Genomic DNA, 14,125 nt, shown 5'->3' on the forward strand with positions numbered 1-14,125 from the left:
CGGGACGTCGATTATAGGCCGTGGACGAGCCGCTGGGCCCGTCGCTCCGGTAAACTCCACCGTTCCATAAATAGTCCTGTTACGGAAGGATTCAAGTCATGACGGTGGTGAGCGTCGAACATGCGCTGGCGGGCAAGATCCCGGCCGGCGGCGAGGTCACGGTACGCGGCTGGGTGCGCACGCGGCGCGATTCCAAGGCGGGCCTGTCCTTCGTGAATGTCAGCGACGGCTCCTGCTTCGCCGCCATCCAGGTGGTGTCGCCCAGCGACCTGGACAACTACGAATCCGAAATCAAGCGCCTGACCGCCGGCTGCGCGGTGGTCGCCACCGGCACCCTGGTGCCCTCGCAGGGCCAGGGCCAGAGCTTCGAGATCCAGGCCAGCCGGATCGAGGTGGTCGGCTGGGTCGAGGACCCGGAAACCTATCCGATCCAGCCCAAGGCCCATTCGCTGGAGTTCCTGCGCGAGGTCGCCCACCTGCGTCCGCGGACCAACCTGTTCGGCGCGGTCACCCGCATCCGCAACTGCCTGGCCCAGGCCGTGCACCGCTTCTTCCACGAGCGCGGCTTCTACTGGATCAGCACGCCGATCATCACCACCTCCGACGCCGAGGGCGCCGGCCAGATGTTCCGCGTGTCCACCCTGGACATGGCCAACCTGCCGCGCGACGGCAAGGGCGCGGTGGATTTCTCGCGCGACTTCTTCGGCAAGGAAACCTTCCTGACCGTGTCCGGCCAGCTCAATGTCGAGGCCTACTGCCTGTCGCTGAGCAAGGTCTACACCTTCGGGCCGACCTTCCGCGCCGAGAACAGCAACACCACCCGCCACCTGGCCGAGTTCTGGATGATCGAGCCGGAGATCGCCTTCGCCGATCTGGCCGCCGACGCCGACCTGGCCGAGGACTTCCTCAAGTACCTGTTCCGCGCGGTGCTGGACGAACGCGGCGACGACATGGCGTTCATCGCCGAGCGCGTGCAGCCGGACGCCATCACCCGCCTGGAAACCTTCATCAACGCGCCGTTCGAGCGCATCGACTACACCGATGCGATCGGCCTGCTGCAGAAATCCGGCAAGAAGTTCGACTTCCCGGTCGAATGGGGCCTGGACCTGCAGACCGAGCACGAGCGTTGGCTGACCGAGCAGCACGTCGGCCGCCCGGTGGTGGTGATGAACTACCCCGAACACATCAAGGCCTTCTACATGCGCCTGAACGACGACGGCAAGACCGTCGCGGCCATGGACGTGCTGGCCCCGGGCATCGGCGAGATCATCGGCGGCAGCCAGCGCGAGGAGCGCCTGGACGTGCTGGACGCGCGCATGGCGCAGTTCGGCCTGGATCCGGCCCATTACGGCTGGTACCGCGACTTCCGCCGCTACGGCACGGTGCCGCACGCCGGCTTCGGCCTGGGTTTCGAGCGGCTGGTGGTCTACGTCTGCGGCCTGACCAACATCCGCGACGCCATTCCCTATCCGCGCGCGCCCGGCAGCGCCGAGTTCTGAGCCGGAGCGGATTGCAACGATGCTGCTGTTCTTTGCCCTGTGTTTTGTCGGCGTCGCCATCGCCGGCTTCTGCGCGTTCGTGATCTTCTGGCCGCTCACGCTGGTGCATATCCGGGATCGGCATGCCGCGCTCGGCGGCCAGTGGGGCGAAGGCGCTTTCCTCAAGCCGATCGCGCTGCGCTGGCTGCTGGCGCGCGGCTACCTGCCGCTGCGCGACAGTTCGCTCAGCGGCCTGGCCGCGCCGGCGCGCATTTCGCTGCTGGTGATCTTCGTTGCCCTGGTGTCGTCGGGGTTGCTGACGGTGTTCTCGCTGGTGCTCAAATGAACGATTCGATCCATGACGCCTGGTACGTCGCCTCGCTCGGCCGGACCCTGATCTGGGCCCGCCTGCGGGTGCTGGAGGCCGGCACCGCGCAGGTGCTGGACAGCGATGGCAACACCCTGACCTACGACAGCGAGGACAGCGCCCGCGCGGCGCTGTTCGACGCCGAGTTCGTCGCCTACGACGGACTGGACGAGGAAGACGCGCTGCAGCGTGGTTTCTCGCTGGATGAAGTCAGCCCGCCGCGTGCCGACAGCGACGACGCGCTGCCCGCGCAGATGGTGCAACAGCTCGGCGGCCGGGCCTGATCGGGCGCGCATGTACACCCCGCGCGCCTTCGCCGAGACCGACCTGGGGGAACTGGACCGGCTGATCGCGCGCGACGCCTTCGTCACCCTGATCACCACCGACGCCGACGGCGCGCCGTTCGCCAGCCATCTGCCCGTGCTGTACGCGCGCGACGGCGAACGCATCCTCATCGAGGGCCATTGGGCGCGGCCCAACCCGCAGGCGCGGCACGCCGGCCCTGCCCTGCTGATCGTGCACGGCCCGCACGCCTATCTTTCGCCCGGCTGGTATCCGGACAAGGAAACCGCCGCGCGCGTGCCGACCTGGAACTACGCGATCGCGCACCTGTACGGCACGCTGGAACCCACCGAGGACACCACCGCGCTCGCCGGCATCGTGGCTCGTCTGAGCCAGGCCAACGAGGCACGGGTGGGCAAGGACTGGCGGTTCGAACCCGAGCGCCAGGATCACGCCAGCCAATTGCGCGGCATCATCGGTTTCCGCTTCCGGGTCGAACGGATCGAACTGAAGTTCAAACTGAGCCAGAACCATCCCGAAGCCAATGTCCGCGGCGCCGCCGCCGGCCTGCGCGAACAGGACGACCCGAACGCCCACGAAATCGCCACGCGGATGCTGGACCGCCTGGCTCGCCGCGCCGACTGAACACACCCCGCCCTCTTCCCTGTAGGAGCGACGTCAGTCGCGACCGGAAGAATCGCCAACGGTTCGGCCTTCGCTCGTCCCTGCACGGCGGTCGCGACTGACGTCGCTCCTACAGGATGGCAATCGGTAGACTGCGGGTTCGGCATATCGAGGAACGTCGATGGATCTGAACCTGTCCGGTCGTCACGCGCTGGTCTGCGGCGCCTCAGAAGGCATCGGCCGCGCGGTGGCGCATGAGTTGGCGCTGCTCGGCGCCAGCGTCACCCTGTTGGCGCGACGGGCCGAGGTGCTGGCGGACGTCGCGGCGGACCTGCCGACGGTCGCCTCGGGCCAATCGCACGATTGGCTGGCCGCGGATCTGGCCGATCCCGCCGGGCTGCGCGCGGGCGCCGAGGCGCTGGTGGCCCGATCCCCCGTGCACATCCTGGTCAACAACACCGGCGGTCCGCCGGGCGGACGCGCCATCGATGCCGACGCGAGTGCCTATCTCGACGCGTTCCAGCGCCATCTGCTGGCCAACCAGTTGCTGGCCGGCCTGGTGGTCCCGGGCATGCGGGACGCCGGCTGGGGCCGCATCGTGAACGTGGTATCCACCTCGGTGAAGGAGCCCATTCCCAACCTGGGCGTGTCCAACACCATCCGCGGCGCGGTGGCGTCCTGGGCCAAGACCCTGTCGCGCGAACTCGGCGCCGACGGCATCACCGTCAACAACGTGCTGCCGGGCTATACCCGCACTCGCCGCCTGCAGCAGATCCTTGACGATCGCAGCGCCGCCAGTGGCAAGGACGAAGCCGTCGTGGCCGCCGGCATGCTGGCCACGGTGCCGGCCGGCCGCTTCGCCGATCCGGTCGAAGTCGCCGCGGCCATCGCCTTCCTGGCCTCGCCCGCCGCCGGTTACATCAGCGGCGTCAGCCTGGCGGTGGACGGCGGACGCATGCAATCCATCTGAGGACTCCGGCGGCGGTTCCCGCGCCGACCGCAATGCAGCAGGCCGTCGACACGGGCCGGGTTAAGCTTGCGCCATGCTATCGCTGACCCACTGGATCGACGGCCAGCCGCAGGCGGCCCGCAACGGCGGCTGGCGCGCGGTGCATGCGCCCGCCGACACCCGCGAATACGCACGCCTCGCCGATGGCGACGAGGCCGACGTGGAGGCGGCCGTGCAGGCGGCGACCCGCGCCTGGCCTGCGTGGTCGTCGCTGCGCGGTTCCGAACGCGCGGCCTGGCTGGAACGCCTGGCATCGGCGCTCGAGTCCCGCCTGGAAGCGTTCGCCCAGGCCGAGTCCCGGGACGGCGGCAAGCCGATCCGGCTGGCGCGCCAGATCGAGATTCCCCGCGCGATCGCCAACCTGCGTTTCTTCGCCCACGCGGCCACCCAGATCGGCAGCGAGGCGCACCACGGCGAGGCGGGCCTGAACTACACCCTGCGCCAGCCCCTCGGAGTGGTCGCCACGATCTCGCCCTGGAACCTGCCGCTGTACCTGTTCACCTGGAAGATCGCGCCCGCGCTGGCCGCCGGCAACACCGTGGTCGCCAAGCCCTCGGAGGTCACGCCGCTGACCGCGACGATGCTGGGCGAACTGGCCGCGGAGATCGGCTTTCCGGCCGGCGTGCTGAACATCGTGCACGGCACCGGTCCGCGGGTCGGAGAGCCGCTGGTGCTGCATCCACGGATCAAGGCGGTGTCCTTCACCGGCAGCACCGGGGTCGGCCAGCGCATCGCCGCCCTGGCCGGCCCGCAGTTGAAGAAGATCTCGCTGGAACTGGGTGGCAAGAACCCGACCCTGGTGTTCGCCGACAGCGATTGGCGCAACCAGTTGGACACGCTGGTGCGTTCGGCGTTCCAGAACTCCGGGCAGATCTGCCTGTGCGGCTCGCGCCTGCTGGTGGAGCGTGCCATTTACGACGAGTTCCGCGAGGCCTTCAGCGCCCGCGCCGCCGCGCTGCGGGTTGGCGATCCCGCCGACGAGGCCACCGATCTCGGCCCGTTGGTGTCGCAGGCGCATCACGACAAGGTCACCGCCTGCATCGCCCGCGCCCGCATCGAAGGCGGCCGCTTCCTGCTGGGAGGCGAGGCGTCGGCGCGCGGCGGCTGGTTCGTGGAACCCGTCCTGATAGAAGGGCTGGGACCGGACAGCGCCAGCAACCGCGAGGAAATCTTCGGGCCGGTGGCGACCCTGCAGGCGTTCGATGACGACGCGCAGGCGCTGGCGCTGGCCAACGCGGGCGATTATGGGCTGGCCGCGATGATCTGGACCCGCGACCTCGACCGCGCCCACCGCATGGCCGCGCGGCTGCGTGCCGGCATCGTCTGGATCAACACCTGGCTGATGCGTGATCTGCGCACCCCGTTCGGCGGCATGGGCCGGTCCGGGTTGGGCCGCGAAGGCGGCATGGAGGCGATGCGGTTTTTCACCGAGGCGCGGAATGTCTGCATCGCCACCGGCTGAAACCCCGCTTCCCCGCCATCCGGCGCACGGCCGGCTGCTGACGATCGCCGGCGATGGGCGCAAACTACGCGGTGGACCGCCGAGCGCTCCACCCTCCCCCGCCAGAACCGGAAACCGCCCGTGAGTGATAGCGAACTCGAAAACCTGCTGCGCAACAACCGTGAATGGGCCGAACGGATCAAGCACGAGGATCCCGGCTTCTTCAAACGCCTGTCGCAGCAGCAGTCGCCGCGCTACCTGTGGATCGGCTGCTCCGATTCGCGCGTGCCCGCCAACCAGATCCTGGGGCTGGACCCGGGCGAGGTGTTCGTCCATCGCAACATCGCCAACGTCATGTCGCATGGCGATCTCAATTGCCTGTCGGTGATCCAGTTCGCGGTCGACATCCTCAAGGTCGAGCACATCCTGCTGGTCGGCCACTACGGCTGCGGCGGCGTGCACGCGGCGATGACCGGCGCCCGGGTCGGCCTGGCCGACAACTGGCTGCGCCACGTCGCCGACGTGGCCACCAAGCATGCCGTCCGCCTGGCCGAGGAGGACACCGAGTCGCTGCGCCACGCCCGCCTGTGCGAACTGAACGTGATCGAGCAGGTGTTCAACGTCTGCCAGACCACCGTGGTCCAGGACGCCTGGGCGCGCAACCAGCCGCTGACCGTGCACGGCTGGGTCTACAGCCTGTTCGACGGCCGCGTGCGCGAACTGGGCATGGACGTGGACGCCGCCGACCGCCTGCACCCGACCTACGAACAGGCGCTGGCGCGGATGCCCGCGCGCGGGGACCGTCGCGATGGGTGAAGGCATCCGGACCACGACGGCACCCGTGCCGGTCGGCGCGTATCCGCACGCGCGCCGGGTCGGCCCGTTGCTGTTCCTGTCCGGCATCGGCCCGCGCGATCCGGCCACCGACACCATTCCCGGCAACGATTACTTCGCCGACGGCCGCGTGCGCGGCTACGACATCCAGGCGCAGGCGCGCGCGGTGTTCGCCAACGTGCGCGCGGTGCTGGAAGCCAGCGGCGCGCGCTGGGAGGATCTGGTCGACGTGACCGTCTACCTCACCGACATGGCCCGCGACTTCAAGGCCTACAACCAGGTTTGGGCCGAGTATTTCCCGGACGCGGCGCGCGCGCCCTGCCGCACCACCCTGGGCATCACCGCCCTGCCCACGCCCATCGCCATCGAACTCAAGTGCGTCGCCGCCTTGCCCGAGGAACGCTGACATGCTGCCCGGACCGATCAACCTGCTGGCCTGGATCGAGGAACACCGCCACCTGCTCAAGCCGCCGGTCGGCAACAAGGTGATCTACGCGGGCGACTTCATCGTCATGGTGGTCGGCGGCCCCAACCAGCGCACCGACTTCCACTACGACGAAGGACCGGAATGGTTCTACCAGCTCGAAGGCGAGATGGTGCTGAAGATCCAGGAAGACGGCGCAGTGCGCGATATCCCGATCCGCGCCGGCGAGATCTTCCTGCTGCCGCCGCGCGTGCCGCATTCCCCGCAGCGGATGCCCGACTCGGTCGGCCTGGTGATCGAACGCCGGCGGCTGCCGCACGAACAAGATGGGCTGCTGTGGTACTGCGAGCGCTGCAATCACAAGCTGTACGAGGAGTACTTCATCCTGAAGAACATCGAGACGGATTTCCCACCGGTGTTCGACCGCTTCTATTCCTCGCAAGCGCACCGGACCTGCACGCAGTGCGGGCACCTGAACCCGGCACCCGGCAAGTACGTGATGGCGGATACCTGAGCGCTCCATGCTGAAGATCGACACCCACGCCCACTTCCTGCCGCGCGACTGGCCCGATCTGGCCGGCAAGTACGGCGACAACCGCTTCCCGGTCATCCACCACGGCGATGACGGCCGCCACCGCATCTACAAGGACGGGCGTTTTTTCCGCGAGATCTGGCCCAAGACCTGGGATCCGGTGGAGCGCATCGCCGACTACGCCAAGTTCGGCGTGCAGGTGCAGGTGATCAGCACGGTGCCGGTGATGTTCAGCTACTGGGCCAAGCCACACCAGGCGCTGGAACTGCACCAGGCGCTCAATGATCACACCGCCGCGGCCTGCCGCGACTACCCGCGCCACTACGCCGGTATCGGCACCGTGCCGCTGCAGTCACCACGGCTGGCGGTGCAGGAACTGGAGCGCTGCATGGATCAGCTCGGCCTGCAGGGCGTGCAGATCGGCAGCCACGTCAACGACTGGAACCTCGACGCGCCGGAACTGTTCGAGTTCTTCCAGGCCGCCAGCGAACTCGGCGCCGCGATACTGGTGCATCCCTGGGACATGATGGGCGCGGCCTCCATGCCCAAGTACTGGCTGCCCTGGCTGGTCGGCATGCCGGCCGAGCAGTCGCGCGCGGCCTGCTGCCTGATCTTCGGCGGCGTGCTGGAACGCCTGCCCGGCCTCAAGGTCTGCTTCGCCCACGGCGGCGGCAGCTTCCCCTACACCATCGGCCGCATCGAACACGGCTTCAACATGCGTCCGGATCTGGTCGCCACCGACAACCACCGCAACCCGCGCGAGTACCTGGACCGGGTCTACTTCGATTCATGGGTGGCCGATCCGCGCGCGCTGCGCTACCTGCTGGACACCGTCGGCATCGACCGGGTGATGCTGGGCACCGACTATCCGTTTCCGCTGGGCGAGCAGGAGCCCGGCGCCGGCATCGCCGCGCTGGCCCTGGGCGAAGCCGAACAGGCCCGCCTCTACCACGGCACCGCGCTGGAATGGCTGGGCCTGTCGCGGCAACGGTTCGACTGACCCATGCCGCACCTGACCCTGCAATACACCGACAACCTCGTCCTGGACGCGCGCGCGCTGTTGTCTCGGCTCAACCAGGTCCTGCTCGACAGCGGGCATTTCAACGAGGAAGCGATCAAGAGCCGCGCCGTCGCGCTGTCCGACTTTCTGGTCGGCACCGACGCCGATGCCGCGCGCGCGTTCGTCCATGCACGCCTGCGCATCCTTCCCGGCCGTGACGAGGCCGTGCGCGCGCAGTTGTCCGAGGCGCTGCTGCACGCGCTGCGCACGCACCTTCCGGCGGGGTCGCACGCCCTGCAGATCTGCGCGGAAGTCGGCGAACTTCCGGCCAGCTACCGCAAGACCACCGTTCCTCCCATCTCTTCACCGGCCTCTTCATGACCGACGCGCTGTCCCGTACCCATGCCATCGCCCTCGATGCCGCCGACCCGCTGCGCGCCCTGCGCAACGAGTTCCTGATTCCGAAGCACAAGCACAACGAGCAGCTCTATTTCTGCGGCAACTCGCTGGGCCTGCAACCGCGCGGCGCGCGCAAGTACGTGCAGGAGGTACTGGACAAGTGGGCCGAGCAGGCGGTGGAGGGTCACTTCACCGAGCCGGCGCAGTGGATGACCTACCACGAGCTGGTCCGCGACGGGCTGGCGAAAGTGGTCGGCGCGCAGCCGACCGAGGTCGTGGCGATGAACTCGCTGACCGCCAATCTGCACCTGATGATGGTCAGCTTCTACCGGCCCACCGCCGAGCGTCCGGCCATCCTGATGGAAGCCGGCGCGTTCCCGTCCGACCGCCACGCGCTGGAATCGCAGGTGCGTTTCCATGGCTTCGACCCGGCGCGCGATCTGATCGAGCTGGAACCGGATCAACCCGACGGCACGCTGTCGATGCAGGCCATCGAGCGCGCCATCGGCGAGCATGGCCATCGCCTGGCCCTGGTGCTGTGGCCGGGCATCCAGTATCGAACCGGACAGGCGTTCGACCTGGCGGAAATCACCCGCCTCGGCCACGCGCAGGGCGCGTTGGTCGGGTTCGACCTGGCCCACGCGGCCGGCAACCTGCCGGTGCAGCTGCACGCCAGTGGCGCCGACTTCGCGGTGTGGTGCCACTACAAGTACATGAACGCCGGGCCGGGCGCGGTCGCCGGCTGTTTCGTGCATGAGCGGCACGCGCACACGGACCGCCCGCGCTTCGCCGGCTGGTGGGGCCACCAGAAGGAAAGCCGGTTCAGGATGGCACCCGAGTTCGTGCCCACGCCCGGCGCCGACGGCTGGCAGCTCAGCAATCCTCCGATCCTGGGCCTGGCCCCGTTGCGCGCCTCGCTGGAACTGATCGCGCAGGCCGGCGGCATGGCCGCGCTGCGCGCCAAGTCGGAAAAACTGACCGGCTTCCTGGAGGCGCTCATCCGCGCCCGCGTCGGCGACGCGCTGCAGATCGTCACGCCCGCCGATCCGGCCCAGCGCGGCGCGCAGTTGTCGCTGCGGGTGGTGGGCGGCCGCGAGCGCGGGCGCGACCTGTTCGAATACCTGGCGTCGGTCGGCACGATTGGCGACTGGCGCGAACCGGACGTGATCCGGATCTCGCCGACCCCGCTGTACAACCGTTTCATGGACGTCTACCGCTTCGTCGAGGAAGTGGAGACCTGGCGCGGCGTCTGACCGGAGCAACCCCTTGAACGCATCCAACGACCGTTCCCTCACCATCATCGGCGCCGGCCTGGCCGGCGCGCTGCTGGCGACCCTGCTGGCCCGCAAGGGCTGGCAGGTGGACGTGTACGAAAAACGCGGCGACCCGCGCGTCAAAGGCTACGGCGGCGGCCGGTCGATCAACCTGGCCCTGGCCGAGCGCGGCCGCCACGCGCTGCGCCAGGCCGACGCCGACGAGGCGGTGATGAAGCAGGCGGTGATGATGCGCGGGCGCATGGTCCACCCGCGCGACGGCCAGCCGCAGTTGCAGCGCTACGGTCGCGACGATTCGGAAGTGATCTGGTCGGTGCACCGCGGCGATCTCAACATCACCCTGCTCGACCTGGCCGAACAGGCCGGCGCTTCGCTGCATTTCCACCGCCAGCTGGACACGGTGGATTTTCAGGACCGGGTGGCCACCTTCATCGATGATCGCGACGGCGGCCGCCATCCCATCGACTTCCGTTCGCTGGTCGGCGCCGACGGCGCCGGTTCGTCGCTGCGCGCGGCGATGCGGCTGCGCACCGATCTCGGCGAGCGCACCGATTTCCTCGACCACTCCTACAAGGAACTGGAAATCCCGCCAGCGGCCGACGGGGGCTTCCAGATCGAACCCAACGCCCTGCACATCTGGCCGCGCGGCCACTACATGTGCATCGCCCTGCCCAACGACGAAAAGACCTTCACCGTCACCCTGTTCCTGCCCAACCACGGCGATCCCGGTTTCGACACCGTGCACACGCCGGCGCAGGCGCACGCGCTGTTCGAACGCGACTTCCCCGATGCGGTGCCGCTGATCCCGCACCTGGAAGAGGACTGGCACCGCAACCCGGTCGGCCTGCTGGCCACCCTGTACCTGGACCGCTGGTACATCGACGACCGCGCGGTCCTGCTCGGTGACGCCGCCCACGCGATGGTGCCGTTCCACGGCCAGGGCATGAACTGCGCCTTCGAGGACTGCGTGGCGCTGGCCGAGCAACTGGAGCGCCACGGGGAACGCGCCGAGGCGTTCGCCGCGTTCCAGCGCGAGCGCCAGCCCAATGCGCGCGCGATCCAGGAAATGGCGCTGGAGAACTACGTGGAAATGCGCGACAAGGTGGACGACGCGGCGTTCCTGCTCCAGCGCGAGCTGGAACGGACCCTGCAGGAGCGCCATCCGGGCCGCTTCGTGCCGCACTACACCATGGTCACCTTCCTGCGCATTCCCTATCGGGTCGCGCTGGAGCGCAGCATCGTCCAGCGCGAACTGCTGGTCGCCGCCACCCGGGGACTGGAACGCCTGGATCAGGTGGACTGGGCGCGGGTGGATGCCGAAGTGATCCGTCGCCTGCAACCGCTGGAGGCGGAAGCGCGGTGAGCGCCAGCTTCCTGTTCTACGATCTGGAGACCTTCGGCGCGGATCCGCGCCGTACCCGCATCGCCCAGTTCGCCGCCCAGCGCACCGATGCGGAGCTGAATCCGATCGAGGATCCGATCGATTTCTTCGTCCAGCCCGCCGACGATCTGCTGCCCTCGCCCACCGCCACGCTGATCACCGGCATCACCCCGCAGCAGGCCGCGCGCCAGGGCGTCAACGAGGCGGCGGCGTTCGCCCGCATCGCCGACGAGATGTCGCGGCCGGATACCTGCACGCTGGGCTACAACTCGCTGCGCTTCGATGACGAGTTCGTCCGCCACGGCCTGTTCCGCAACTTCTTCGACCCCTACGAGCGCGAATGGCGCGGAGGAAATTCGCGCTGGGATCTGCTGGACGTGATGCGGCTGACCCACGCACTGCGCCCGGACGGCATCGTCTGGCCGCAGCGCGAGGATGGCGTCACCTCGTTCCGGCTGGAACACCTCGCGCTGGCCAACCATGTCCGCCAGGGCGATGCGCACGAGGCGCTGTCCGACGTGCGCGCGACCATCGGCATGGCCCGGCGGATGCGCCAGGCGCAACCCCGCCTGTGGGAATACGCGCTGAAACTGCGCGACAAGCGCTTCGCCGCCAGCCTGCTGGACACGGTGGCGATGACCCCGGTCCTGCACATCTCCCAGCGCTATCCGGCCAGCCGCATGTGCGCGGCGCTGGTGCTGCCGCTGGCGCGCCATCCGCAATACGACAACCGCATCATCGTGTACGACCTGGATGCCGACCCGGATCCGCTGCTGCACCTGGCACCGGAAGCCATCGCCGATCGCCTGTACACGCCCGCGGCGGATCTGCCGCCGGGTGAATCGCGCATTCCGCTGAAGGAAATCCACCTGAACAAGGCACCGGTGCTGGTCGCCCTGGCACACCTGCGCGATGCCGACTTCGAACGCCTGCGCATCGACCTGCTGATCACCGAGGCCAATGCCATCCGCCTGCGCGCGGCCGGACCGGCGCTGGCCGAGAAGGTGCGCCGCGTGTTCGCCGGCGAACGCGAGTTCGCCGTGCCCGATGTCGATGCCTCGCTGTATGGCGGTTTCCTTGGCGACGGCGACCGCCGCCGGTTTCCCGATCTGCGCGCCACCCCGCCGGAACTGCTGGGCCAGCGCGACTTCGGTTTCCGCGACCCGCGCCTGCCGGAACTGCTGTTCCGCTACCGCGCGCGCAACTGGCCGGCCACCTTGACCGCCGACGAACGCCTGCGCTGGGACGATTACCGCCGCCGGCGCCTGATCGGCGACAGTGGGCTTTCCGAGTACGGTTTCGAAAGTTTCCACGCTGAAATCGCCGCGCTGCGCGCGGCCCCCACCACCGACGGCCCGAAGCAGGCCCTGCTCGACCAGTTGCAGGCCTGGGGCCGGGATCTGGAGCAGAGCCTGTGAGCAGTTATTTTTCCGACGCCAGTTTCAAGTTCCTGCGCGGACTGGCGCGGCACAACGACAAGACCTGGTTCGCCGCGCACAAGGCGCAGTACGAGGAGCACGTCAAGGAACCGTTCCTGCGCCTGCTGACCGATCTGCAACCGGATCTGGCGCAGGTCAGCGAACATTTCCGTTCCGATCCGAAGACGGTCGGTGGTTCGCTGTTCCGGATCTACCGCGACGCCCGCTTCTCCACCGACAAGTCGCCCTACAAACCCTGGCAGGGCGCACGCCTGTACCACGAACGCCGCAAGCAGGTGCCGGCGCCGTCGTTCTACATCCACCTGCAGCCGGGCGAATGCTTCGTCGGCGCCGGGTTGTGGCATCCGGAGCCGGATACCCAGCGCCGGGTGCGCCAGTTCATCTTCGACAATCCCGGCAGCTGGAAAGCCGCCGCGCACGCGCCGAAGTTCCGCCGGCGCTTCGACTTCGAGGAAAGCGAGATGCTGACCCGGCCGCCGCGCGGGTTTCCGGCCGAGTTCGAATTCATCGACGATCTCAAGCACAAGAACTTCGTGTTCTGGCGTTCGCTGGACGACAGCGTGATGACCGGACCGAAACTGCGCCAGGTGCTGGCCGCCGACCTGGCCGCGCTGGCGCCGTTCGTAGACTACCTGTGCGCGGCCCTGGACCTGGAGTTCTAGCCATGAAGAAGTGGATCGCCCTGGCCGTCCTGCTGATCGCCGGTTTGCTCGGCTACCTCGCCGCGGGCCCCTACCTGGCGATCCACGGCATCCGCCAGGCGCTGGCCGAACAGGACACCGCCAAGCTGGAACGCCACGTGGACTTCCCCGCCCTGCGGGTCAACCTGCGCGCGCAGGTGGAAGACCAACTGGCCCGCCGCGCCGGCCCCGGGTTCCAGTCCAGCCTGCTCGGCGCGTTCGCGCTGTCGGTGGCGAACAACGTCATCGGCAGCGGCGTCGACACGATGGTCACGCCGCTGGGCATCGGCGCCATCCTGCAGGGCCGTTCGATGTGGAAGAAGGCGGTCGGCGACACCGTCGGCGGCGATACCCATGCGCCACCGGTACCCGCGGATCCGCTGAAGGACGCCAAGCATCGTTTCGAATCCCTCTCGCGCTTCACCGCGACCATCCACGACGAGGACGGCCGCCCGGTCGTCTGCGTGTTCACCCGCCAGGGCCTGCGCTGGCGGCTCACCGACATCCGCCTGCCCCTGGACGGCCCGTAGAGCGGAGCTTGCTCCGCTTTCCCGGCCGTCCAGCACGTCCGAACGCCCAAGCCCCCAGCCGAGCAAGCTCGGCTCCACAACCCGGCGTAGAGCGGAGCTTGCTCCGCTTCCCCGGCTGTCCAGCACGTCCGAACGCCCAGGCATCCCAGCTGAGCAAGCTCGGCTCTACAACCCGGCGTAGAGCGGAACTTGCTCCGCTTTCCCGCCTGTCCAACGCGTCCGAACGCCAGGCATCCCCAGCCGAGCAAGCTCGGCTCTACAACCCGGCGTAGAGCGGAACTTGCTCCGCTTTCCCGCCTGTCCAACGCGTCCGAACGCCAGGCATCCCCAGCCGAGCAAGCTCGGCTCTACAACCCGGCGTAGAGCGGAGCTTGCTCCGCTTTCCGGCCGTCCAACATGTTCGAACGCCCAGACATCCCCAGCCGAGCAAG

General features: G+C 68.6%; 16 protein-coding genes. All 16 read left to right on the forward strand.

The window, feature by feature from the left end:
• Positions 1 to 98: 98 nt before the first annotated feature.
• The 16 genes from asnS to FHW78_RS13800 all read left to right on the forward strand — a co-directional run bounded on the left by asnS (position 99) and on the right by FHW78_RS13800 (position 13,694).
• Positions 99 to 1,499, forward strand: a complete 1,401-nt coding sequence (asnS, locus tag FHW78_RS13725) for an asparagine--tRNA ligase (RefSeq protein WP_183641678.1) — start codon at positions 99 to 101, stop codon at positions 1,497 to 1,499.
• A 19-nt stretch (positions 1,500 to 1,518) separates the two neighbouring features.
• On the forward strand, positions 1,519 to 1,824 hold the full coding sequence (locus FHW78_RS13730; protein WP_183641680.1) for a hypothetical protein: 306 nt from the start codon (positions 1,519 to 1,521) through the stop codon (positions 1,822 to 1,824).
• A complete protein-coding gene (locus FHW78_RS13735) occupies positions 1,821 to 2,129 on the forward strand; it encodes a hypothetical protein (protein ID WP_183641684.1) in 309 nt (102 codons plus the stop codon). Before FHW78_RS13730 ends, FHW78_RS13735 begins: the two co-directional genes overlap by 4 nt.
• A 10-nt stretch (positions 2,130 to 2,139) precedes the next feature.
• The gene (locus tag FHW78_RS13740) at positions 2,140 to 2,772 is read left to right on the forward strand and encodes an FMN-binding negative transcriptional regulator (protein WP_183641687.1); all 633 of its coding nucleotides are present in this window, start codon (positions 2,140 to 2,142) and stop codon (positions 2,770 to 2,772) included.
• A 160-nt stretch (positions 2,773 to 2,932) separates the two neighbouring features.
• Positions 2,933 to 3,721, forward strand: coding sequence for an SDR family oxidoreductase (locus FHW78_RS13745; RefSeq protein WP_183641690.1), 789 nt, complete (start codon positions 2,933 to 2,935; stop codon positions 3,719 to 3,721).
• Positions 3,722 to 3,794: 73 nt separating this feature from the next.
• Positions 3,795 to 5,222: an aldehyde dehydrogenase gene (locus FHW78_RS13750; protein ID WP_183641693.1), complete on the forward strand. Its 1,428-nt coding sequence runs from the start codon at positions 3,795 to 3,797 to the stop codon at positions 5,220 to 5,222.
• A gap of 120 nt (positions 5,223 to 5,342) precedes the next feature.
• The gene (can, locus tag FHW78_RS13755) at positions 5,343 to 6,017 is read left to right on the forward strand and encodes a carbonate dehydratase (protein ID WP_192197748.1); all 675 of its coding nucleotides are present in this window, start codon (positions 5,343 to 5,345) and stop codon (positions 6,015 to 6,017) included.
• Positions 6,010 to 6,441: a RidA family protein gene (locus FHW78_RS13760; RefSeq protein WP_183641695.1), complete on the forward strand. Its 432-nt coding sequence runs from the start codon at positions 6,010 to 6,012 to the stop codon at positions 6,439 to 6,441. Before can ends, FHW78_RS13760 begins: the two co-directional genes overlap by 8 nt.
• A 1-nt stretch (position 6,442) precedes the next feature.
• A complete protein-coding gene (locus FHW78_RS13765; protein WP_183641700.1) occupies positions 6,443 to 6,973 on the forward strand; it encodes a 3-hydroxyanthranilate 3,4-dioxygenase in 531 nt (176 codons plus the stop codon).
• Positions 6,974 to 6,980: 7 nt separating this feature from the next.
• The gene (locus tag FHW78_RS13770; protein ID WP_183641703.1) at positions 6,981 to 7,991 is read left to right on the forward strand and encodes an amidohydrolase family protein; all 1,011 of its coding nucleotides are present in this window, start codon (positions 6,981 to 6,983) and stop codon (positions 7,989 to 7,991) included.
• A gap of 3 nt (positions 7,992 to 7,994) precedes the next feature.
• On the forward strand, positions 7,995 to 8,372 hold the full coding sequence (locus FHW78_RS13775; RefSeq protein WP_183641707.1) for a 5-carboxymethyl-2-hydroxymuconate Delta-isomerase: 378 nt from the start codon (positions 7,995 to 7,997) through the stop codon (positions 8,370 to 8,372).
• On the forward strand, positions 8,369 to 9,643 hold the full coding sequence (gene kynU, locus FHW78_RS13780) for a kynureninase (RefSeq protein ID WP_183641710.1): 1,275 nt from the start codon (positions 8,369 to 8,371) through the stop codon (positions 9,641 to 9,643). Before FHW78_RS13775 ends, kynU begins: the two co-directional genes overlap by 4 nt.
• 13 nt (positions 9,644 to 9,656) lie before the next feature.
• Positions 9,657 to 11,027, forward strand: a complete 1,371-nt coding sequence (locus FHW78_RS13785; protein WP_183641712.1) for an NAD(P)/FAD-dependent oxidoreductase — start codon at positions 9,657 to 9,659, stop codon at positions 11,025 to 11,027.
• Positions 11,024 to 12,463, forward strand: coding sequence for an exodeoxyribonuclease I (gene sbcB / locus FHW78_RS13790; protein WP_183641715.1), 1,440 nt, complete (start codon positions 11,024 to 11,026; stop codon positions 12,461 to 12,463). Before FHW78_RS13785 ends, sbcB begins: the two co-directional genes overlap by 4 nt.
• Complete coding sequence (locus FHW78_RS13795; RefSeq protein ID WP_183641718.1) at positions 12,460 to 13,146, forward strand: DUF2461 domain-containing protein; 687 nt, start codon at positions 12,460 to 12,462, stop codon at positions 13,144 to 13,146. Before sbcB ends, FHW78_RS13795 begins: the two co-directional genes overlap by 4 nt.
• 2 nt (positions 13,147 to 13,148) lie before the next feature.
• Positions 13,149 to 13,694, forward strand: a complete 546-nt coding sequence (locus FHW78_RS13800) for a DUF2939 domain-containing protein (RefSeq protein WP_183641721.1) — start codon at positions 13,149 to 13,151, stop codon at positions 13,692 to 13,694.
• Positions 13,695 to 14,125: the final 431 nt, after the last annotated feature.

It is taken from the genome of Pseudoxanthomonas sp. OG2 (genome assembly GCF_014192765.1).
Classification (GTDB): domain Bacteria; phylum Pseudomonadota; class Gammaproteobacteria; order Xanthomonadales; family Xanthomonadaceae; genus Pseudoxanthomonas_A; species Pseudoxanthomonas_A beigongshangi.